A 22,256-nucleotide genomic window follows, 5' to 3' on the forward strand; every position below is an offset into this window, starting at 1 on the left:
CGTTCCCGCCAGGAACAACAACAGACACGAATGAGATTGGACCCCGCTTGGCACTGACAGCTGAGGTCAAAGAAGAACTGGCCGACATCGTTGAAGAAAAGACGACGGTACGCGCTGCCGAGCTCACGTCCACCCTGCGCTTCAGCGGTGGGCTTCACCTGATCTCCAGCCGGATCGCGGTCGAGAGCGAACTTGACACACCACACCTCGCCCGGCGGGTTCGTAAAGCCCTCGCCGAACTGTACGGAGTACGAAGTGAGGTCACCTCAGTCAGCCCCTCGACGTCCCGGCGCGGCGAGTACTACCTCGTGCGTGTCGTTGACGGCGGCGAGACCCTTGCCAGGCAGACCGGACTGCTCGACGCTCGGCGGCGTCCGATTCGTGGGCTGCCCAACCGCCTGACCACCGGTTCACGCGCCGAGCTCGCCGCCGTGTGGCGAGGCGCCTTCCTCGCTGCCGGCTCGCTCACCGACCCCGGTCGTTCTGCTGCGCTCGAGATCACCTGCCCAGGTAACGAGAGCGCCATGGCGCTAGTCGGAGCAGCCGGGCGACTTGGTGTCCAGGCAAAGGCACGCGAGGTACGCGGAGTTCATCGAGTCGTCATTCGTGACGGTGAAGCCATCAGCGCCATGCTGGTTCTTATGGGCGCGCACGGCACAGTGAAGGCGTGGGAAGAGCTTCGCCAGCGTCGCGAGGTCCGTGCAACGGCCAACCGCCTAGTCAACTTCGACGACGCTAACCTGCGCCGATCGGCTCAGGCTGCAGTCGCGGCGTGTGCCCGCGTGGAGCGTGCCATGGAGATCCTCGCCGACGACATTCCCGATCACCTCCGATATGCCGGTGAGCTTCGGCTCAGCCACCGCGAAGCCAGCCTCGACGAGCTCGGGCACTACGCCGATCCTCCGATGACAAAGGACGCCATCGCCGGGCGTATCCGTCGGTTGCTCGCGATGGCAGACAAACGCGCAACAGACCTCGGACTTCCCGGAACTGATGCCAATCTGCCACCGGACTATGACGAGGTGTAACACCCAACACAATCGCGCAATCAGTCGACCTGACTAGACTGATGAGGTCGCCCGGACTGGATCCAGGCGCGCTGGCGACACACAAAGAGGAGAAATATAAATGGCTGAATACACCCTCCCTGAACTCGCATACGACTACTCGGCGCTTGAGCCGAGCATCTCGGGCGCCATCATGGAGCTCCACCACTCGAAGCACCACCAGACCTACGTCACAGGTGCGAACACCGCCATCGCCCAGCTTGCCGAAGCTCGCGACTCAGACAATCTCGCGTACGTGAACAAGCTCGAGAAGGATCTCGCCTTTAACCTCGGCGGTCACGTCAATCACTCGATTTTCTGGACCAACATGTCCCCGAACGGTGGAGACAAGCCGACGGGTGAGTTGGCCGCTGCCATCGATGATTTCTTCGGATCATTCGACAAGTTCCGCGCCCACTTCACGGCTACGGCCCTTGGCGTCCAGGGTTCCGGCTGGTCCGTCCTCGCGTGGGACTCCATCGGCCAGCGACTCATCATCCAGCAGTTCTTCGACCAGCAGTCGAACTTCGCGGCCGGCACCATTCCGCTGCTCATGCTTGACGTCTGGGAGCACGCGTACTACCTCGACTACAAGAACGTACGCGCCGACTACGTGAAGGCCTTCTGGAACATCACCAACTGGGAGAACGTGCAGGCCCGCTTCGTCGCCGCTCGTGAGCAGACCAAAGGCCTGCTGCTACTCTCGTAGTCCCGACTTTGCCTGTCTGATTCCCCGGACAGCGCACCATATACCTTGTTCCATCAGCACAATAGAGAAGCGCTTCGGCGCTCGAGAAACAGGAGAGATCCTTGTCCGTAAAGATCGGTATTAACGGGTTCGGCCGCATTGGCCGCAACTACTTCCGCGCAGCGCTTGCCAAGGGCAGCGACCTTGAGATCGTTGCTGTCAACGACCTCACTGACAACAAGACACTTGCCCACCTGCTGAAGTACGACTCCATCACCGGCCGTCTCGACGCCACAGTGGAGTTCGACGAAGAGAAGATCGTCGTCAACGGCAAGGCCATCAAGGTCTACTCGGAGCGCGACCCCGCGAACCTCCCGTGGGGCGAGCTTGGTGTCGACATCGTCATCGAGTCCACAGGTTTCTTCACCAACGCCGCTGATGCCAAGAAGCACATCGATGCTGGCGCGAAGAAGGTCCTCATCTCGGCTCCGGCCAAGGGTGAAGACGCCACCTTCGTCATGGGCGTGAACGAGGACCTCTACGACCCCGAGAACCACCACATCATCTCGAACGCATCGTGCACCACGAACTGCCTCGCTCCGCTCGCCAAGGTGTTCAACGACGAGTTCGGCATCGAGCGCGGTCTCATGACCACGGTCCACGCGTACACCGCTGACCAGAACCTGCAGGACGGCCCGCACAGCGACCTCCGTCGCGCACGCGCGGCAGCTGTGAACATCGTTCCGACCTCCACCGGTGCGGCAAAGGCCATTGGCCTCGTTCTCCCCGAGCTCAAGGGCAAGCTTGACGGCTTCGCACTTCGCGTACCGGTACCCACCGGCTCGATCACCGACCTCACCGTCGAGTCCTCACGCCCGGTCACGGTTGACGAGGTTAAGGCAGCGTACAAGGCAGCCGCAGAGGGCCCCCTCAAGGGAATCCTGCTCTACACCGAAGACGAGATCGTCTCGAGTGACATCGTCACCGACCCGCACTCCTCAATCTTCGACGCTGGCCTCCTGCGCGTCATGGGCAACCAGGTCAAGCTCGTCAGCTGGTACGACAACGAGTGGGGCTACTCCAACCGTCTCGTCGACCTCACCGAGTACGTCGCTGACCGTCTCTAAGGGTCCTGGGCTAGCCGTGCCGCTTCGCACTCTCGAATCGCTGGGCTCGCTCGCAGGCAAGCGCGTCGTCGTTCGGTGTGACCTCAACGTTCCTCTCAAGGACGGGGTCATCACCGACGACGGGCGCGTGCGTGCGTCGCTTCCCACACTCAACACGCTCCTCAACCAGGGAGCACGCGTCGTCGTTGTGTCCCACCTGGGCCGTCCCGACGGCGCCCCCGATGCCCAGTACAGCCTCGCGCCGGTCGCGCAGCGCCTCTCCGAACTCTTGGGTTCCGAGGTCACCTTCGCGACCGACACTGTTGGACAATCGGCGACGGATGCTGTCAGCAATCTTTCCGACGGACAAATCACTGTTCTCGAGAACCTCCGTTTCAACCCGGGGGAGACCAGCAAGGTCGAATCGGAACGCGCAGCGTTCGCAGAAAAGCTCGCTGCATTCGGCGACGCTTTCGTCTCAGACGGATTTGGCGTCGTGCACCGCAAGCAGGCGAGCGTGTATGAGCTCCCGAGCTTGCTGCCAAGCGCGGCTGGCGAACTGATCACGGCCGAGCTCACTGTGCTCGACCGTCTCACTGAGTCACCCGAGCGCCCATACACCGTGGTACTCGGTGGATCGAAGGTCTCCGACAAGCTGGGAGTCATCGGTCACCTCCTCCCACGGGTGAACACGCTGCTCATCGGTGGCGGAATGCTCTTCACGTTCCTCGCAGCACAGGGTCACAAGGTCGGTGCGAGCTTGCTCGAAGCCGATCAAATCGACACAGTGAAGAACTATCTGGCCGAGGCCGAGAAGCTGGGTGTGGAGATCATCCTCCCGACCGACGTCGTCGTAGCCAGCAAGTTCGGTGCGGATGCTGAGCACGTCGTCCAGCCGGCAGACGCCATCGAGGACACCGCATTCGGTGCCTCCGGTCTCGGACTCGACATCGGGCCTGAGACCGCTGAGCGTTTCGCGGGCATCATCAGCTCATCGAAGACAGTGTTCTGGAACGGCCCGATGGGCGTCTTCGAGCTCGAGCCGTTCGCGGCGGGAACGAAGACTGTCGCTCAGGCGCTCACCGAAACCGACGGCCTCAGTGTCGTCGGTGGCGGCGATTCAGCCGCGGCGGTCCGTGCCCTGGGCTTTGACGACGCACAGTTTGGACACATATCAACCGGAGGCGGTGCGAGCCTCGAATTCCTCGAAGGCAAACGTCTTCCTGGACTGGAGGTTTTGGGATGGCAGTAAATCGCGTTCCGCTCATTGCGGGCAACTGGAAGATGAACCTCGATCACCTGCAGTCGATCGCGTTCGTGCAAAAGCTGGCGTGGAGCCTCGCCGACGCTAAGCACGACGACGCGAGTGTCGAGGTTGCCGTCTTCCCTCCATTCACCGATCTTCGCAGTGTGCAGACGCTCGTCTCGGCGGACAAGCTCCCGATCGCCTTCGGCGCCCAGGACCTGTCCGAACACGACTCGGGTGCGTACACCGGCGAGATTTCCGGAGCCTTCCTGAAGGCCCTCGAGTGCGCATACGTCCTGATCGGTCACTCCGAACGTCGCACCCTCCACTCGGAGAGCGACGAACAGGTGGCTGCGAAGGTCTCCGCTGCGCTCAAGCACAACCTCGTTCCGATCATCTGTGTCGGCGAGACCTCTGAGGACCTTGAGAAGCACGGCCCGAGTGCGGTTCCGGTAGCCCAGCTGAAGGCCGCGCTCTCCGGCGTCTCGGCGACGGCGGATATCGTCGTTGCGTACGAGCCGGTGTGGGCGATTGGATCCGGGCAGGCTGCAACTCCGGAGCAGGCTGAGCAGGTCGCTGCGGCGCTGCGCGCCGAACTCCGCGAGACTCTCGGGGAAGACGTCGCCGCCAAAACCCGCATCCTCTACGGCGGAAGTGTGAAGGCTGCGAACATCGCTGGTTTCATGCGTGAGCCCAACGTCGATGGTGCCCTTGTCGGTGGCGCGAGCCTGGATCTCAACGAGTTCTCCAGCATTGTGCGATACCAGAAGCACGTCGGCGTTTAGCCGGACGGGCCTCAGGCTATAATTGGGGGCGGTCCATGGAATCATGGGCCGCCCACGTGAAAGGTCCTTTGTGGAGATACTTCAGGTCGTTCTGCAGGTTGTGCTCGGTATAACGAGCCTCCTGCTCACTTTCCTCATCCTTTTGCACAAGGGTCGTGGTGGCGGACTGTCCGACATGTTCGGTGGCGGAATGGGTTCAAACCTCGGTTCATCCGGGGTCGCTGAGCGAAACCTGAACCGGTTCACCGTTGTGCTCGGACTGGTCTGGTTCAGTTCAATTGTTGCGCTTGGTCTCATCACCAAGTTCTCGACGGGTGCGTAGGAGTACATATGGCTGCCGGTGGTAGTGCAATTCGAGGTTCGCGCGTTGGCGCTGGCCCCATGGGCGAACAGGATCACGGGTTCCACGCGGATCGCGTCGCGGTCTCGTACTGGGACGCACTCGGAAACGAGACTGTGCGGTATTTCTCCGCAAGCCTCCCTGATGAAGAGATCCCCGAGACAATCGACAGCCCCTCGTCAGGTCTTCCTGCCGGAAGGGACCAGGCGAACCCGCCTGAGGTCGCAAAGCTGGAGCCGTACAAGACGCACCTCGCTTACGTGAAGGAACGTCGTACGGAGGAAGAGGCAGAAGCTCTCCTCGATGAGGCACTTCAGGCCCTGCGTGCTCGCCGCGGAACCGCATCCGCGTAAGGCACGCTCAAGAGACATAGGAAAAGCCCCTGTCCGAGGACAGGGGCTTTTCCTATGTCTGGCGTTTGGTATGGCCTAGTAGGTCGGGGCGATGAGGTTCTCAGGAACCTCGGATGCCGCCTGCTGGTCAACAAAGAAGACCGTACGTTTGCGGCCCTTCATGCCGGCGATGGGCACCTCGCTGTAGGCAGCACCCGCGAGAGCGAGACCAAGAACCGACGCTTTGTCTGCACCGGAGAGTTCCACCCAGATGCGCTGCGACGAGTTGATCACGTGCCGCGTCAGGCTGAGCCGCTCAGCCGGCGGCTTGGGGGAGTCCCGGACGGCGACGACAGTCGCCTCGCGTTCGAGTACTTCCTGCCGGTCGGGGAACAGCGATGCGGTGTGTCCGTCAGGACCGACTCCCAAAAAGGTGATGTCGAATCGGGGGAGACCGTTCTCACCTGTGCCGTACTCGGCCAGGGTGGCCGCATAGCTCCGCGCGGCCTCGTCAAGATCGATGCCCGAATCAGAGGCGGGATAGCTGTGGACGTTTTCAGCCGGGATCTCGATGTGGTCGAGAAGTGCGCGACGTGCCTTGCCATCGTTGCGCTCGGGGTCATCCGCAGGCACCCAGCGCTCGTCGCCCCACCAGAAGTGCACTCGGGTCCAGTCGACGCTGTCGCGTGCCGGTGATGCGTTGATGCTCTCAAGCACCTTGATCGCAACCCGGCCTCCCTCGAGGACTACGTTGACGAACTCGAGTTCGTCGAGCAGATCGACGGTCTTGGTGAGGAATCGTGCCGCGATGGATGCAGCGAGGGCGTCGCTGTCCGTGGCAACAAGCACTCGGCGTTCATTCGTCATTCAGTTGGTACCTTCCGGTGCAAGGGCTTCGTTCTCGAGTTGAACGAGCCCCTTGGTGATCACTTCACCGTACAACGGATCGGGATCGAGTCGGCGCAGTTCCTCCGCGAGGCAGTCACGCAGGCTGCGGCGGGGGAGTGCGAGTTCGTGGATTGGCTGGTTGGGCTGGGTGAGCTTGGCAACGTTGTCCGTTGGACGCTCAAGCACGATGTCACCGCTCGGGCGAGACAGCGTTACGCCGTGAATTCCGGTGTCACCTGACCCGCGTGGTGTGAGCTCCTGGATAATCGGCACCTGCAGTTGCATCCGAAGCCACGCGGCAAGCAGCACCGTGGAAGCCGAGTCTGACGCTCCCGAGACAGTGACAGCCGTCACCGGTTCGTACGGTGGCTGGTCGAGCACGGCGGCGAGCTGCGCACGCCACAGTGTCAACCGGGTCCATGCGAAATCAGTGTCGCCGGGGGCATACGACTTGGCAATTTCGAGAAGTGCAGCGTGCGGGTCTTCGTGCTCCGATGCATCCGTAATTCTTCTCTGTGCGATGCGACCGATCGCCGTGCGAGACACATCGGCCGGAGCTTCGATCGGCCACCAGGCGACGACGGGCGCGTCGGGCAGGAGCAGTCCATTGATCAGGCTGTCTTCGTTGCTCGCTGCGTCACCGTACGCGCGAAGAATGATGACCTCGCTTGCGCCGGCATCGCCGCCGACGCGAATCTCAGCATCGATGCGAGCAGGTTTGGCGCCACCCTCATTGTCAGCGGGGATGCGGGAGAGCACGAGCACGCGCATTGGGTGCTCACGTGAGGCGTCATTCGCGGCCTCGATGGCTTCCTCTTCCTCACCCAGTTGGGAAACGATCACGAGGGTGAGGACACGTCCGAGCGAGACGACGCCGCCGTCTTCGCGCAGAGTGACGAGCTTCTTCGAGACCTTGCTTGTTGTCGTGTCTGGCAGGTCGACGATCATGGACGTCTCCAAACTCTGCCGTCGCGGGCAAGTAGTTCATCTGCTGAAGCCGGGCCCCATGAGCCTGGCTGATACTGCTCGAGGGGTCCGCCCTGTCGTGCCCAGTACTCCTCGATCGGGTCGAGGATCTTCCAGGACAGTTCGACTTCCTGGTGACGGGGGAACAGGGGCGGGTCGCCGAGGAGCACATCGAGGATGAGGCGCTCGTATGCTTCAGGGCTTGCCTCGGTGAACGCGTGGCCGTATCCGAAGTCCATGGTGACGTCGCGCACCTGCGTACCGGCACCCGGCACCTTGGAACCGAAACGAATGGTGACACCCTCATCAGGCTGAACACGAATGACAAGCGCGTTCTGGCCCAGCTCGGAGGTCTGGCTTTCGGCAAAAAGAAACTGCGGTGCGCGTTTGAAGACCACGGCGATTTCCGTCACGCGGCGGCCGAGACGCTTGCCAGCACGCAGGTAGAACGGCACACCGTCCCAGCGCCGGGTCTTGATGTCGAGGCGCATGGCCGCGAAGGTCTCGGTGGTCGATTCCGGGTTCATGCCTTCCTCCTCGAGGAAGCCGGGAACGTTCTCGCCGCCCTGCCAGCCGCCGGCATACTGCCCGCGGGCGGTCGCCGTGCTGAGGTCTTCCGGCAGGCTGACCGCCGCAAGCACCTTCTCCTTCTCGGCTCGAAGGTCAGCGGCGTCGAATGAGAGCGGCTCTTCCATCGCCGTGAGCGCGAGGAGCTGGAGAATGTGATTCTGGATGACGTCGCGGGCCGCGCCGATCCCGTCGTAGTAACCGGCCCGACCGCCCACACCGATGTCCTCGGCCATGCTGATCTGCACATGGTCGACATAGTGTGCATTCCAGATCGGCTCGAACATCTGGTTGGCGAACCGGAGCGCCAGGATGTTTTGGACCGTTTCCTTACCCAGGTAGTGGTCGATCCGGAACACCGAGTCCGGCGGAAAGACCGATTCGACGACAGCGTTGAGTTCTCGAGCCGTCTTCAGGTCGGACCCGAATGGCTTCTCGATTACCACGCGTCGCCACTCACCGTCTTTGGCATCTGCCATTCCCGAACGCCGCAGCTGTTCGGTGACCTCCGGGAATGCCTTCGGAGGAATCGACAGGTAGAACGCGTGATTCCCCATGGTGCCGCGTTCCGCGTCCAGAAGATCAATGGTTTCCTTCAGCTTCACAAACGCCTGCTCGTCACCGAATTCACCAGGAACGAAACGGATGCCCTGGGCGAGCTGCTGCCACACCTCCTCACGGTATTCCGTGCGTGCGTATGACTTCACAGCCTCGTGCACGACCTCCATGAAGTCCTGGTCTTCCCAGTCCCGTCTGGCAAAACCGACGAGCGAGAAGCCGGGCGGCAGGAGGCCGCGGTTCGCGAGGTCGTAGACAGCCGGCATCAGCTTCTTGCGGGACAGGTCACCTGTCACGCCGAAGATGATGAGGCCGCTCGGACCCGCGATGCGATTGAGACGGCGGTCTGAGTCCACCCGAAGTGGGTTGAACTCGGGGGTGATATCCACGGGGGACATACAGCTCCTAGATACGGCCGTAAGGCACGTGGGGATCCGGTTCGGATGAACTTAGTTGACAGCCTCAAACAACGAGACGATGTTGTTCTCGGGGTTGGTGAGGTTGAGTACGAGCACAGGGCGACCGTGCTCGGCCAGGACCGTCGCGTCGCCCTGCGCCTGCGCCTGGATGAGCTGGCCGAACGTGAACGGGCGACCGGGGATCTCCAGGTCAACCGGAGCGTTCTCGGTGATTTGAAGGAACACTCCAACAGCCGGTCCGCCCTTGTGAAACTGGCCCGTTGAGTGCAGGAACCGCGGGCCCCAGCCGAAGGTCACCGGACGCTGAGCGTTTCCGGCGAGCAGCTGGCGGATACCCGCGAGTTGCGGAAGCGCGAGCCTGTCGACGTAGGCCTGGACGGCGAGATAGCCGTCGCTACCGATCGAACCGACAAGCGCTTCGATCGCTCCGCGGACCGTCGTGACACCTTCGAGGAATGCCGCGTCCCCGCGCACCTCAATGCCGTTCTCGACGAACAGCGGTGCACTTGGCTCGGGTCGTGCGTCCAGGAGGCCGCGCGTGGCGATCTTGGCCGACTCGACGTCGGGCTGGTCGAACGGATTGATGCCGAGGATGCGACCGGCGACAGCTGTCGCGAACTCCCACACCAGAATCTGGGCCCCGAGCGTACCGCTCACGAGAATCTCACCCTTGTGACGATCCTTGGCAAACAGGTGAGGCGCGTCGGCGTCGTCGACCAGGCGAACGACCTGAACGTCAGCCTGAGGCTCAGTCACCTCAGGTGACAGAGTGTCCACCACGACGGGGAGCAGCCCGGTTCCCTGTTTTCCGGTCGACTCGGCGAGGAGCTGCTCAGCCCAGTCGGGGAAACCGACGATGTGGGTGCCGTCTGCGACGATGGCCAGCTTGTCCTTAAGCGGTGACGTTCCGGCGATCGCCGCGGCGAGGATGAGACCGGGGTTGTGCTTGTCGTCGATCGAGAGCTCGACGGCTACAGAGTCTGCTTCGTCGAGCAGCGCGCCGACGTCAACTCCGGCGAGCCCCGAGGGCACAAGCCCGAATGCTGTGAGCGCCGAGTACCGGCCGCCAACGTTCGGGTCCGCGTTGAAGACGCGGTACCCGGCTTCGCGGGCTGATGCGTCGAGAGGCGACCCGGGGTCGGTGACGACGATGATGCGTTCGCGGGGGTCGATTCCCGCGTCGGTGAACGCCTTCTCGTACGCCCGGCGCTGGCTGTCGGTCTCGACAGTCGATCCGGACTTTGACGAGACAACGATCGCTGTCGAAGCGAGCCGGTCCGCCAGAGCCGCGAGAACCTGACCGGGGGCAGTCGAGTCGAGCACGGTCAGGTTGCCACCCAGCGTCTGGGTGATGACCTCAGGGGCGAGAGAAGACCCGCCCATGCCGGCGAGGGCAATGTGATCGATACCAGCGGCCGTCAATTCGGCGCGGAGCGCCTCGATCTCGGCCACCAGCGGACGGGAGACGGTTGTCGCTTCCGTCCAACCCAGGCGCTTGGCGGATTCTTCCTCAGCCTCTGGGCCCCACAGTGCAGGGTTCTGACCGGTGATGCCCGACGCGACCAGGTCGGTGACGAGTGTCGGAACGACAGCGGTGACGGCATCGCGTGCCGCACCGCTCACGTGGATTCTGAAACTCATTTTGCGGCCTCGAGAGCAGCGGTGACGGTATCGAGGAGCTCGTTCCAGGACACAATGAACTTCTCAACACCCTCCTTCTCCAAAAGGAGGGTGACGTCGTCGTAGGAGATGCCCTGTGCAGCGATCGCGTCGAGAACCTCATTGGCGTCCGCGTACGAACCGGTCACGCTGTCGCCCTCGATGACACCGTGATCGAATGTCGCTTCGAGGGTCTTTTCGGGCATCGTATTGACGACCGAGTTGGCGACAAGCTGTGTTACGTAAAGGGTGTCGGGAAGGCTCGGGTCTTTGACACCGGTTGATGCCCACAACGGCCGTTGCTTGTTCGCGCCGGCGTCCAGAAGGGTTTCGGCGCGCTCGGTCGCGAACGACTCAACGAAGACCTCATATGCCAGCTGGGCGTTTGCTACGCCCGCCTTGCTCTTGAGTGCGAGAGCTTCGTCCGTGCCGATCGCAGTCAGTCGCTTGTCGATTTCGGTGTCAACGCGCGAGACGAAGAACGAAGCGACCGAGTGGATGGTCGACAGGTCAATTCCAGCGGCCTTTGCCTTCTCGAGTCCGGTCAGGTAGGCATTGATGACCGCCCGGTAGCGGTCGAGGCTGAAGATCAGCGTGACGTTCACGCTGATGCCTGCGGCGATCGTCTCAGTGATGGCTTCGAGGCCCTCAATGGTCGCGGGGATCTTGATCATTGCGTTGGGCTTGTTGACCTTGGCCCACAGCGCCTTGGCCTGCTCGATGGTGCCCTGCGCATCGTGAGCGAGACCCGGTTCGACCTCGATCGAGACGCGCCCGTCGTAGCCGTTCGATGCGTCGAAGACCGGACGGAAGATGTCCGATGCCCGTGCCACATCGTCCGTGGTGATCTCAAAGACCGCCTCGGTCACATTCTTGCCTGCGGCGGCCAGCTCGGCGACCTGCGCTGCGTAGACCTCACCGTTGCTCAGAGCACCAGCGAAGATCGTCGGGTTGGTGGTCACTCCGACAACGTTCTTGGTGTCGATGAGTTCCTGGAGGTTGCCGGTCTCGATACGTCCGCGTGAGAGGTCATCGAGCCAAATGCTGACTCCAGCGTCTGACAGCTTTGTGGTTGGTGTTGAGTTCGTCATGTTCTTCTCCTTTTACCGGCGTCTACTTGCCGAGTGATTCTTTGGCGGCGGCAACGACGGCGTCGGTGGTGATGCCGAATTTATTGAACAGGGTCTTGTAGTCAGCGGAGGCGCCGAAGTGCTCGATCGATACGGAACGACCCTGGTCGCCGACAATCCCTGTCCAGGTCAGGGCCAGTCCGGCCTCGACCGATACCCGGGCGGTGATCGCCTTCGGGAGAACCGACTCGCGGTAAGACTCGTCCTGTTCCTCGAACCACTCGAGGCATGGCACTGAGACAACGCGTGCGTTGATGCCGTCCGCTTTGAGCGTTTCCCGAGCGTTCACTGCGAGCTGCACTTCAGAGCCCGTTGCGATAAGGATGACGTCTGGCGTTCCGTTGGGAGCCTCAGCCAGTACGTATGCCCCCTTGGCGACGTTGGCGGCCGAAGCGAAGGTGTCTCCGCTGGCCTCGCCGTCACCACGCTCGAAGACCGGGATGTTCTGGCGGGTAAGAGCGATACCGGCTGGCCCGCCGCGTCGCTTGAGGATCTCGAGCCAGGCGTAGCTGACTTCGTTTGCGTCACCCGGCCGAACGATTGCGAGGTTCGGGATGGCACGCAGGGTCGACAGCTGCTCGATCGGCTGGTGCGTCGGCCCGTCTTCGCCCAGAGCCACTGAGTCGTGAGTCCATACGAAAATGGACGGCACGTTCATGAGCGCAGCGAGGCGCACCGCTGGGCGCATGTAGTCGCTGAAGATGAGGAAGGTTCCGCCGTATGCGCGGGTCGGGCCGTGGAGGACAATGCCGTTGAGGATGGCTCCCATGGCGTGCTCGCGAATTCCGAAGTGCAGAACTCGGCCGTGCTCGCTGCCGGTCCACTCGTGTGTGGAGTGCTCGGCCGGCACAAAGGAGGAAGCGCCCTCGATCGTCGTGTTGTTCGACTCGGCGAGGTCGGCTGAGCCGCCCCAGAGTTCGGGAACAACGGGTCCGAGCGCGTTGAGGACCTTGCCAGATGCGGCACGTGTCGACACCTCCTTGCCGGGCTCGAAGACCGGGAGGACATCCTCAACGCCGTCGGGCAGGTCGCCTGCCAGAAGGCGGTCAAGCAGTGCGCTCTTGTCTGGGTTGGCGCTCTTCCACGCGTCGAAGCCAACCTGCCATTCAGCCCGCTGATCTGCGCCACGATCGATGGCCTTGCGAGTGTGCTCAATGACCTCGTCAGAAACGACGAAGCTCTCGGCCGGGTCGAAGCCGAGTACTTCCTTGACAGCGGCGAGTTCGTCGGCACCGAGGGCGGATCCGTGGATCTTTCCGGTGTTCTGCTTCTTGGGGCTTGGCCATCCGATGATGGTCTTGAGGATGATGAGCGACGGCTTGCTGGACTCGGCCTTCGCCGCCTCGATCGCGTCGTTCAGAGCCTGGACGTCTTCGACGTACTCGCCCGTCTTCTTCCAGTCGACGGTCTGCACGTGCCAGTCGTAGGACTCGTAGCGCTTCGCAACATCTTCGGTGAAGGCGATGTTTGTGTCGTCCTCAATCGAAATCTGGTTGCTGTCGTAGATGGCAATCAGGTTGCCGAGCTGCTGGTGGCCAGCGAGGGACGACGCTTCACTGGTGATGCCCTCTTGCAGGTCTCCGTCGCCGGCGATCACGTAGACGAAGTGGTCGAACGGGCTCTTGCCTGCTTCTGTGTCCGGGTCAAAAAGTCCACGCTCGTAGCGTGCAGCGTATGCGAAGCCAACGGCAGAGGCGAGGCCCTGTCCGAGCGGACCAGTTGTGATCTCCACTCCGTCCGTGTGGCCGTACTCGGGGTGACCCGGAGTGAGTGAACCCCACGTACGAAGTGCCTTGAGGTCCTCAAGTTCCAGTCCGTATCCGCCCAGGTACAGCTGGACGTACTGCGTAAGCGAACTGTGCCCAACTGAGAGGACGAAGCGGTCGCGGCCAAGCCAGTTCTGGTCCTTGGGATCACGGCGCATCACTTTCTGGAACAGGAGGTACGCTGCGGGGGCGAGGCTCATGGCCGTGCCCGGGTGCCCGTTTCCTACCTTCTCCACCGCGTCTGCTGCGAGCAATCTCGCTGTGTTCACCGCTGTGTCGTCAATGGAGTTCCATTGCAAAGCTGCCACTATATTGGACCCTTCTCGTTCGAATCAGGGGCCATCTCTGACCCACCGATGAAGCGTGTTCCCACGCCTGTTGGCTTCATTGGCGCCGATGGACAGACTTCACCCGTACTTCGAGAGTCTGGGTTGTGTGAGCCAGCGAACAGTTTGGCGAGCAGTTCCAGTATAGGTAATGCGTCTGAACGGCCGCCGGACATTACGCGCAGCGACCGATGACCTAGAATTGAGGTTGAAGTCCACCCGTTAGAGGAGCGATGAACATTGCAGTAGAGGACCGCGTCGCGCTGAAAAGTGTGACACGTGTCGAAAAAGTCAAGGGTTACATCTCTCTCACCAAACCTCGGGTGATGGAGTTGCTCCTTGTCACAACGGTTCCTGTGATGATCCTTGCGGAGCGTGGCATCCCGAACCTGTGGCTCGTTCTCGCCACAGTGATCGGCGGGGCGATGAGTGCCGGGGCTGCCGGCGCCTTCAACTGCTACATCGACCGCGACATCGACAAGGTCATGAAACGGACGAAGAATCGTCCATTGGTGACAGGGGTTCTTTCGCCGCGAGAGGCCCTCGTCTTCTCTTGGTCGTTGACCATACTTTCAACCGTGTGGCTGTACTTCACCACGAACACGCTGACCGCGGCGCTCTCGGTCTGCGCGATCTTCTTCTACGTCGTTGTGTACACCCTCTGGCTCAAACGCTGGACGAGCCAAAACATCATCTGGGGCGGAATCGCCGGTTGCTTCCCTGTCCTCATCGGTTGGGCTGCCGTCGCCAACTCGCTGAGCTGGGCACCGTTCATTCTCTTCGCCGTGGTCTTCCTGTGGACTCCACCCCACTACTGGCCGCTGTCGATGAAGTACCGCGACGACTACAAGTCTGCTGGCGTTCCGATGCTCGCCGTCATTCGTGGTCGTGCGCAGGTAGGCCTTCAGGTCATCCTCTATGCGTGGGCAACCGTCGCCTGTTCGCTGCTCCTCGTGCCCGTTGCTTCCATGGGGGTTCTCTACACGGGGGTTGCGGTCGTTTCGGGCGGCTGGTTTATCTTCGAGACCCACCGTCTCTATAACCTCGCGATCCGTCACGAGCATGTGTCACCCATGCGCGTCTTCCACGGTTCGATCAGCTACCTCACGCTGCTGTTCCTCGCGGTCGGCATCGACCCGCTTCTGCCGTTCTGATATCCGGCCAGTGCCAACGCGCCGCGACGTGAATCCGCTAGCGCTCCTGGCCGACCTCGAGCGCCGTCTCGACCTGTGGCAACCTGCGACGCCCGCCCAGGCGCGCTTGCGCGACGATTACCTCGAGTACCTCACTGCAACCGGCCCGGCCGCTCTCGATCGGAACGCCAGCAGATCGCACCTCACGGCCAGTTGCTTTGTCTTCACAGAGGACCTCTCTGCGGTCCTGCTCTGCTTCCACAAAAAGGGGCGGTTCTGGGTTCAGCTCGGGGGCCACATCGAGGCCGCGGACGGCACCGTTTCGGCTGCAGCATTCCGGGAGGCCACGGAGGAGGCTGGCATCGTCGTAACACCGCTCAGCCCTGAACCGATCGATGTCGACCGCCACAGCCTGCACGCCGGATTTTCCAAGTGCGACGTGCACTGGGACGTCGGCTTCGTTGCGATCGCAGACCCGGCGCTGCCGACGATCACCAGTGACGAAAGCGACGATGTTCGGTGGTGGCCGGTCGGCGCGCTTCCGACGGAGGTGCCTGATGGCTTTCCCGGCCGGGTCGCAAGAGTCGTGGCAGCCGCATCCGCTGTGAGCTAGCCGGAGCCGACGCCGTAGTTCCCGCGAGGTCGCGGACGCCTAGTACGCCCGAATGGCCTCGGCCGGCGCCGTTCCTGAGCGAACGGATGCTGTCGCTTTCAGACTGAGGACGGTTATCGTCATCACCGCCGTGAGTACGCAGGCGAGAACCATGTGAATCCCGACCAGGATTTCGGGAAGTCCCATCCGGGCCTGAGCGAGTCCGACAGCGATTTGGACGAGTTCGACGGCGACGAGAGCAACCACGATTCGTCGCTGCGAATCCAGGCGCAGGGCCCAGGCCGCGACGAGAAGCACAAGAGTCAGGCCGAACGTCACGTACGCCGGCCATGCGTGGAGGTGCTGGAGGATTTCAGAGTCGAGCCCGTTGCGTGCGGCTCCGGAGTCTCCGGCGTGCGGGCCGGATCCCGTGGTGAGGATGCCGACGATCACCGTGACGGCCACAAAGAAGGAAGTGATGTGAGTGGTGATGGCGTACCAGCGGGGGACTGCCAGGGTCCGGTCGCCGTTGCCGTGATAAACGCGATAAACGAGGACGGAGCCGAGGGCGACGAGAACAACGCTCAACACGAAGTGCAGTCCGACGACATACGGATTGAGACCGCTGAGCACGGTGATGCCGCCCACGACGGCCTGGAAGAGCACGCTGCACGCCGGAATCAACGTCAGGATGAAAAGGTCGCGGCGCTGGCGACGGTACTTCAGAACGAAGAGCAGCGCCGTCAGGGCGATGATTTGCAACACAAAGAACAGGGTTCGGTTGCCGAACTCAATGACGCCGTGGATCCCCATCTCTGGCGTGCTGATGAACGACTCCGCCGTACAGCGAGGCCAGGTCGGGCAGCCGAGGCCCGAGCCTGTGAGCCGAACCGCGCCTCCGGTCCCCACCAGCGCGGTCTGCGCCACGAGGTTGAGCCATGCGACCACCCGCACCCGACGATCAACCTCCGTTGGAAGCCAGTTCCAGAATCGCTGTGCTGCCTTCGTGATCGCGTTCACTCTCGTCAGTTCCTCTTGCTTGGTGCCGGCTCGCCCGCCTGGACAGTGGGTGCTGGGCGCCCCGCCGCTGCCGGCTGGAAAAGTTATGGGGGTAGTTGTGTTGTTGCTGTGACTGCCAGCAGGTTTACTGCAATTTACCGCGCCTGCCTGTAGAATTATTGGGTTCAGGCAATGCGTCTCGGCAATCCGCCGATCCTGACGTTGGGCAGCGCAGCTTGGTCCTTGAACATTGTAGGTATGCATTTCAGCGGCCCGCACACTTTCGAGACTACGGGGATCCAAGAGATCACCGCAGGTTCGGCGTGCGCGGGAATGCGTGATGCGAAGAAGCTGTTACGCAAGCTGTAAGGAAAGAGGTTGACATGTCAGACGTTCTGATAGACCGCCCCGAGCTGGAAAGCCTTGGGCAATACGAATTCGGTTGGTCTGATTCCGATGCTGCAGGTGCTTCAGCACGCCGTGGTATTTCTCCCGAAGTTGTTGCAGACATCTCCGCCCTCAAGGCCGAGCCCGAGTGGATGCTCGCTCGCCGCCAGAAAGCGCTCGCTCTCTTCGAGCGTAAGCCGATGCCCATGTGGGGCGCCGATCTCTCAGAGATCGACTTCGACAACATCAAGTACTTCGTCCGGTCGACGGAAAAGCAGGCTCAGACCTGGGAAGACCTCCCCGACGACATCAAGAACACCTACGAGAAGCTCGGTATCCCCGAGGCTGAGCGGCAGCGGCTTGTCTCCGGCGTCGCTGCGCAGTACGAGTCCGAGGTTGTCTACCACCAGATCAACGAGGACCTCGAGCGCCAGGGTGTCATTTTCATGGACACCGACACCGCGCTGAAGGAACACCCGGAATTCTTCGAGGAGTACTTCGGAACCGTAATCCCTTCCGGTGACAACAAGTTCGCCGCACTCAACACGGCCGTCTGGTCGGGTGGCTCGTTCGTCTACGTGCCGCCTGGCGTGCACGTAGAGATTCCGCTGCAGGCCTATTTCCGTATCAACACGGAAAACATGGGCCAGTTTGAGCGAACGCTCATCATTGCGGACGAGGGCAGCTACGTCCACTACATCGAAGGTTGCACCGCTCCGATCTACAAGTCGGACTCCCTGCACTCGGCTGTCGTCGAAATCATCGTGAAGAAGAACGCTCGCGTTCGGTACACGACGATCCAGAACTGGTCGAACAACGTGTACAACCTCGTCACCAAGCGAGCCACGGCCGCAGAGGGCGCGACGATGGAGTGGATCGATGGAAACATCGGTTCCAAGGTCACCATGAAGTACCCGTCCATCTACCTCATGGGTGAGCACGCCAAGGGCGAGACCCTGTCAGTCGCATTCGCGGGGCCGGGACAGCACCAGGATGCCGGCGCCAAGATGATCCACATGGCACCCCACACGCAGTCCTCCATCGTGTCGAAGTCGATTGCCCGTGGCGGCGGCCGTGCCGGATACCGCGGTGAAGTTCGAGTGGACGCCAACGCTCACCACTCCGCCAACACCGTTCGCTGTGACGCTCTTCTCGTCGACACGATCTCCCGAAGCGACACCTACCCAGCCATCGACATCCGTGTGGATGATGTCCAGCTCGGACACGAGGCGACGGTCTCCAAGGTCAGCGAAGAGCAGCTCTTCTACCTGATGAGCCGAGGCATGCCCGAAGACGAGGCCATGGCCATGATCGTGCGCGGCTTCATTGAGCCCATCGCCCGCGAACTCCCCATGGAATACGCTCTCGAACTCAACAAGCTCATTGAAATGGGCATGGAAGGATCAGTCGGCTAAATGACGATCTCTGCGCCAGAAACTACGACGACCAAGCTCGAGAACACCGGAGCGCTCGGTTATAAGAAGCACACAGACGGCGGATGGGGACTCGTCCCGATCCAGACCCGGTCCGAACGCTTCGCTTCGACCGACGTCACCGACTTTCCCGCTGTCACCGGCAGGGAAGCCGCCTGGAAACTTACCCCTGTTGATCGTGTCTCCGACCTGATCGACGGCCAGCTTGACGGGACAGAGTACAACTTCACCGTCACCGAAGCGCCCGGAGTGAGCGTCGAGTGGGTGAACCGCTCTGATGCCCGCATCGGAACGGCAGGAAAGCCCGAAGATCGGGCCGCTGCGAACGCGTGGAGCCAGGTCGAAAAGGCTCTCTCCATCACCATCAGTGGTGAGGAGTCCGGTACTGTCCGTATTGAGCGGGCGAACCTGGGTTCGGCACCTCGGGCAGCACACACAGTGATCGAAGCGAAGCCGCTCAGCCGTGGACTCATCATCCTGCACAACACCGGCAAAGCGCGCCTCACCGAGAACGTGGAGATCATTGTCGGCGACGCCGCGAACATCACCGTGGTGACTGTTCAGCAGTGGGACGACGATGCTGTTCACCTGGCTTCGCACTTCTCGAAGGTGGGACGCGACGCGAAGATCAAGCACGTCGTCGTCACGCTCGGAGGAAGTGTCGTCCGGATCAACCCGTCGACGCACCTCGTCGGGACTGGCGCTGACGTTGACGCGCTCGGGCTGTACTTCGCCGACGCAGGCCAGCACCTCGAGCAGCAGGTGTACGTCGACCACGACGCACCGCACACCCGCAGCCGGGTCAACTACAAGGGCGCGCTGCAGGGAACTGGCGCTCGCACCGTATGGATCGGCGACGTTCTCATTCGCCAGAGCGCGACGGGAACCGACAGCTACGAACAGAACCGCAACCTCGTCCTGACCGACGGCACCCGGGCTGACTCGATTCCGAACCTCGAAATCGAAACCGGTGACATCGCCGGCGCCGGACACGCAAGTGCTACCGGCCGCTTCGATGACGAGCAGCTGTTCTACCTACAGGCGCGTGGCATCCGCGAAGATGAAGCACGTCGCCTCGTCGTTCGTGGATTCCTCACCGACATCGTGCAGCAGATCGGCGACCCGGAGCTTCAGGAGAAGCTTCAGGACGCGATCGAGCAGGAGCTCACCCGCACACGACTGTCGACGGACGGCAGCTGAACGTGGCACGAACCCAGGTATGCGCCGTGACCGATTTGAAGACAAACGAAGCGAAAAGGGTTGTCGTTGAAGGCACCCCCATCGCCCTCGTGCTTGATTCGGCCGGTGACATTCACGCAATCGGTGACACCTGCACTCACGGCGACATTTCGCTCAGCGAGGGATTCGTCGAGGGGGAGACCCTGGAGTGCTGGGCGCACGGTTCACAGTTCTCGCTCCTTTCCGGCAAGCCCCTGACGCTGCCGGCATACGAGCCGGTCCCCGTCTACTCCGTCGAGCTGGCTGACGGCACCATTTTCATCGACACCTCCGTAACGAAAGAGATTTAGCAATGGCTGTACTTGAAATCCGCGACCTGCACGTCAGCGTCGAGACCGACCAGGGCACCAAGCCGATCCTGCGCGGTGTCGACCTCACCATCAACAAGGGTGAGACCCACGCCATCATGGGACCAAACGGCTCGGGCAAGTCGACGCTGGCCTACACGATCGCCGGCCACCCGAAGTACACGGTTGACTCCGGGTCGATCACGCTCGATGGCCAGGACGTGCTCGCGATGAGCGTCGATGAGCGCGCACGCGCTGGCCTGTTCCTCGCCATGCAGTACCCGGTCGAAATCCCAGGTGTGACAGTGACGAACTTCCTCCGGACAGCCAAGACGGCCATCGACGGTGAGGCACCGCCCATCCGTCACTGGATCAAAGACGTCAAGAGCTCGATGAAGAACCTCCGTATGGACTCGACCTTCGCCGAGCGTAACGTCAACGAAGGCTTCTCCGGCGGCGAGAAGAAGCGTCACGAGATTCTTCAGCTCGAGCTGCTCAAACCGACCTTCGCTGTTCTCGACGAAACCGACTCCGGGCTCGACGTCGACGCACTCAAGATCGTGTCTGAGGGCGTGAACCGTGCCAAGGAGAACACCAACCTCGGCGTGCTTCTCATCACTCACTACACGCGCATTCTCCGTTACATCCGCCCGGACTTCGTTCACGTGTTCGTCAACGGACGCATCGCCGAGCAGGGTGGACCCGAGCTCGCCGACCGTCTCGAGAACGAAGGCTACGACCGCTTCCTCACCGACGAAGCTACGGTCTAAAGTAACGTCATGGTAACAACGCTCAGTCCGCAGAAGTTCGACGAGGTCGAAGAGGCGCTCAAGGACGTAATGGATCCCGAACTCGGGATCAATGTTGTCGACCTCGGGCTCATCTATGACCTCGGCTGGGACGACGAGAACGATGCGCTCGTCATCCACATGACGCTCACCAGCGCCGGCTGTCCGCTCACCGATGTGCTCGAGGAGCAAACCGCGCAGGCGCTGGACGGCGTCGTCGAGGCGTTCCGGATCAACTGGGTCTGGATGCCGCCGTGGGGTCCGGAGAAGATCACGGACGACGGTCGCGACATGATGCGCGCGCTCGGCTTCAGTATCTAACCAGCTCGTGTTCGAATGCCCTCTTCTTTTGAAGGGGGCGTTCGTTCGTTGTGGACAGCTGCAGTCTGTACTGTCGGAGCATGAACCCTGTTTCGGCGGCTCCACTCGAGGTCCTTCGTGCGCGCACGAGCGAGAAATGGACAGAGCACCCGCCGGACGTGCTCCCCATGTTCGTCGCCGAGATGGACTATCCGCTGGCCGAGCCGATCCGCACGGCCCTCCACGCCGCTGTCGATCGCGGCGACACCGGCTACGTCTCGTCGTCAAATCCCGTGTTCGGGGCGTTCCGAGGATTCGCTTCCCGCCGTTGGGCGTGGGACCTGGAGGACGCGTCCTTCCTCTCGACGGCTGATGTCTCAATGGGCATCGTCGAGATACTCCGGGCTGTCACGAAACCCGGTGACCGCGTGGTGATCACTGAACCGGTCTACGCGCCGTTCTTCGACCTGGTGACTGAGGCCGGAGCATCCGTTCTCGCCATCCCTCTCGCTGAGTCGACCCAGACCGGCACCACACAACGCCGTTTGGACTTCGACGCCCTCGAGTCGGCGTTCCGGGACGGGGCCCGCGCGTTCCTGCTCTGCAACCCGCACAACCCTCTCGGTTTGGTGCATACCCGCGAGGACCTGGAGGCGGTGGCGCGACTCGCCGCCGCATACTCGGTCACCGTGGTGAGCGACGAGATCCACGCACCGCTGACACAGCCGGGCTCGACGTTCACCCCGTATCTGAGTGTCTCAGACGACGCACGTGCTACCGGATTCGCCGTGCACTCGGCCAGCAAGGCGTGGAACATTGCCGGGTTGAAGTGCGCGGTGATTGTCGGTCAGGGCGAGCAGTCGGCGGAAGTAATGGCAGCGTTGCCGATCGAGGTTTCCTGGCGCACCGGACAGTTCGGTGTTCTGGCAGGCGTCGCGGCGTACTCTGAGGGAGAGGCGTGGCTCGATGGTGTCCTCGCGTCGATTGCCGCCAATATCGACCTGCTCGATCAGCTGCTCGCCGAACACCTTCCTGGGGTGACCTGGACGCGTCCGAATGCAGGCTACCTCGCGTGGCTCGATTTTCGGGCGCTGGGGTGGGGCGACGATCCGGCCGACGTCATTCTGCGCGAGGCTCGGGTGGCGTTGAGCGCTGGCGTCGATTTCGGCGAGCACGGTGCCGGGTATGCGCGGTTGAACCTGGCCTGTTCACCTGATTTATTGACGGATGCTGTCACCCGAATCGCGCAAATTTCTCGCCAGAACTGACGGTACGG

At 62.1% G+C, this 22,256-nt stretch carries 22 protein-coding genes; 15 read left to right on the forward strand and 7 right to left on the reverse strand.

Annotation, left to right across the window (positions count from 1 at the left end):
- Positions 1-47 precede the first annotated feature (47 nt).
- From whiA to D9V28_RS05080, 7 genes are all read left to right on the forward strand, one after another.
- The gene (whiA, locus tag D9V28_RS05050; RefSeq protein WP_121658559.1) at positions 48-1,028 is read left to right on the forward strand and encodes a DNA-binding protein WhiA; all 981 of its coding nucleotides are present in this window, start codon (positions 48-50) and stop codon (positions 1,026-1,028) included.
- Between the two features lie 100 nt (positions 1,029-1,128).
- Positions 1,129-1,755, forward strand: coding sequence for a superoxide dismutase (locus D9V28_RS05055; RefSeq protein WP_121658560.1), 627 nt, complete (start codon positions 1,129-1,131; stop codon positions 1,753-1,755).
- 101 nt (positions 1,756-1,856) lie between these two features.
- Positions 1,857-2,861, forward strand: coding sequence for a type I glyceraldehyde-3-phosphate dehydrogenase (gene gap / locus D9V28_RS05060; RefSeq protein ID WP_121658561.1), 1,005 nt, complete (start codon positions 1,857-1,859; stop codon positions 2,859-2,861).
- Between the two features lie 16 nt (positions 2,862-2,877).
- Positions 2,878-4,092, forward strand: a complete 1,215-nt coding sequence (locus D9V28_RS05065; protein WP_121658562.1) for a phosphoglycerate kinase — start codon at positions 2,878-2,880, stop codon at positions 4,090-4,092.
- Complete coding sequence (gene tpiA / locus D9V28_RS05070) at positions 4,083-4,871, forward strand: triose-phosphate isomerase (protein WP_121658563.1); 789 nt, start codon at positions 4,083-4,085, stop codon at positions 4,869-4,871. The genes D9V28_RS05065 and tpiA overlap by 10 nt, the downstream gene beginning before the upstream one ends.
- A 70-nt stretch (positions 4,872-4,941) precedes the next feature.
- Complete coding sequence (gene secG, locus D9V28_RS05075) at positions 4,942-5,193, forward strand: preprotein translocase subunit SecG (RefSeq protein ID WP_121658564.1); 252 nt, start codon at positions 4,942-4,944, stop codon at positions 5,191-5,193.
- A gap of 8 nt (positions 5,194-5,201) precedes the next feature.
- Positions 5,202-5,564 carry an RNA polymerase-binding protein RbpA gene (locus D9V28_RS05080; protein WP_121658565.1) on the forward strand — a complete coding sequence of 121 codons (363 nt, stop codon included), beginning with the start codon at positions 5,202-5,204 and terminating at the stop codon, positions 5,562-5,564.
- Positions 5,565-5,639: 75 nt separating this feature from the next.
- Here the strand turns inward: D9V28_RS05080 and pgl are convergent, their stop codons facing one another.
- Genes pgl through tkt form a run of 6 tightly spaced genes read right to left on the reverse strand, consistent with a single transcriptional unit; the run spans position 5,640 to position 13,804 of the window.
- Complete coding sequence (gene pgl, locus D9V28_RS05085; RefSeq protein WP_121658566.1) at positions 5,640-6,410, reverse strand: 6-phosphogluconolactonase; 771 nt, start codon at positions 6,408-6,410, stop codon at positions 5,640-5,642.
- Positions 6,411-7,379 carry a glucose-6-phosphate dehydrogenase assembly protein OpcA gene (locus D9V28_RS05090; RefSeq protein WP_121658567.1) on the reverse strand — a complete coding sequence of 323 codons (969 nt, stop codon included), beginning with the start codon at positions 7,377-7,379 and terminating at the stop codon, positions 6,411-6,413.
- Entirely contained in the window at positions 7,376-8,920 is a 1,545-nt protein-coding gene (gene zwf / locus D9V28_RS05095) for a glucose-6-phosphate dehydrogenase (protein ID WP_121658568.1), read from the reverse strand. Before zwf ends, D9V28_RS05090 begins: the two co-directional genes overlap by 4 nt.
- Positions 8,921-8,971: 51 nt before the next feature.
- Positions 8,972-10,582 (reverse strand): glucose-6-phosphate isomerase, encoded by a 1,611-nt coding sequence (locus tag D9V28_RS05100; RefSeq protein ID WP_121658569.1) that lies wholly within the window; start codon positions 10,580-10,582, stop codon positions 8,972-8,974.
- Positions 10,579-11,691, reverse strand: coding sequence for a transaldolase (gene tal, locus D9V28_RS05105; RefSeq protein ID WP_121658570.1), 1,113 nt, complete (start codon positions 11,689-11,691; stop codon positions 10,579-10,581). The genes D9V28_RS05100 and tal overlap by 4 nt, the downstream gene beginning before the upstream one ends.
- Positions 11,692-11,713: 22 nt before the next feature.
- Positions 11,714-13,804, reverse strand: coding sequence for a transketolase (gene tkt, locus D9V28_RS05110; protein WP_121658571.1), 2,091 nt, complete (start codon positions 13,802-13,804; stop codon positions 11,714-11,716).
- 251 nt (positions 13,805-14,055) lie between these two features.
- Between tkt and D9V28_RS05115 the strand changes: the two genes are divergently transcribed.
- On the forward strand, positions 14,056-14,976 hold the full coding sequence (locus D9V28_RS05115; RefSeq protein ID WP_121658572.1) for a heme o synthase: 921 nt from the start codon (positions 14,056-14,058) through the stop codon (positions 14,974-14,976).
- A 10-nt stretch (positions 14,977-14,986) separates the two neighbouring features.
- Positions 14,987-15,568: an NUDIX hydrolase gene (locus D9V28_RS05120; RefSeq protein ID WP_244934439.1), complete on the forward strand. Its 582-nt coding sequence runs from the start codon at positions 14,987-14,989 to the stop codon at positions 15,566-15,568.
- A gap of 39 nt (positions 15,569-15,607) precedes the next feature.
- Here the strand turns inward: D9V28_RS05120 and D9V28_RS05125 are convergent, their stop codons facing one another.
- Complete coding sequence (locus tag D9V28_RS05125; RefSeq protein WP_371869989.1) at positions 15,608-16,567, reverse strand: COX15/CtaA family protein; 960 nt, start codon at positions 16,565-16,567, stop codon at positions 15,608-15,610.
- Positions 16,568-16,929: 362 nt separating this feature from the next.
- On the opposite strand from D9V28_RS05125, the gene sufB reads away from it, so the two are divergent.
- The 6 genes from sufB to D9V28_RS05155 all read left to right on the forward strand — a co-directional run bounded on the left by sufB (position 16,930) and on the right by D9V28_RS05155 (position 22,248).
- A complete protein-coding gene (sufB, locus tag D9V28_RS05130) occupies positions 16,930-18,348 on the forward strand; it encodes a Fe-S cluster assembly protein SufB (protein WP_121658575.1) in 1,419 nt (472 codons plus the stop codon).
- Positions 18,349-19,566: a Fe-S cluster assembly protein SufD gene (gene sufD, locus D9V28_RS05135; protein ID WP_121658576.1), complete on the forward strand. Its 1,218-nt coding sequence runs from the start codon at positions 18,349-18,351 to the stop codon at positions 19,564-19,566.
- 2 nt (positions 19,567-19,568) lie between these two features.
- On the forward strand, positions 19,569-19,895 hold the full coding sequence (locus tag D9V28_RS05140) for a non-heme iron oxygenase ferredoxin subunit (protein WP_121658577.1): 327 nt from the start codon (positions 19,569-19,571) through the stop codon (positions 19,893-19,895).
- A 2-nt stretch (positions 19,896-19,897) separates the two neighbouring features.
- Positions 19,898-20,662: a Fe-S cluster assembly ATPase SufC gene (gene sufC / locus D9V28_RS05145; protein ID WP_121658578.1), complete on the forward strand. Its 765-nt coding sequence runs from the start codon at positions 19,898-19,900 to the stop codon at positions 20,660-20,662.
- Between the two features lie 9 nt (positions 20,663-20,671).
- Complete coding sequence (locus D9V28_RS05150) at positions 20,672-21,001, forward strand: metal-sulfur cluster assembly factor (RefSeq protein WP_121658579.1); 330 nt, start codon at positions 20,672-20,674, stop codon at positions 20,999-21,001.
- An 80-nt stretch (positions 21,002-21,081) separates the two neighbouring features.
- Positions 21,082-22,248: a MalY/PatB family protein gene (locus tag D9V28_RS05155; RefSeq protein WP_121658580.1), complete on the forward strand. Its 1,167-nt coding sequence runs from the start codon at positions 21,082-21,084 to the stop codon at positions 22,246-22,248.
- Positions 22,249-22,256 lie beyond the last annotated feature (8 nt).

Origin of the sequence: Mycetocola zhadangensis, assembly GCF_003668565.1 — a bacterium.
In the GTDB taxonomy this organism is placed as follows: domain Bacteria; phylum Actinomycetota; class Actinomycetes; order Actinomycetales; family Microbacteriaceae; genus Mycetocola_A; species Mycetocola_A zhadangensis.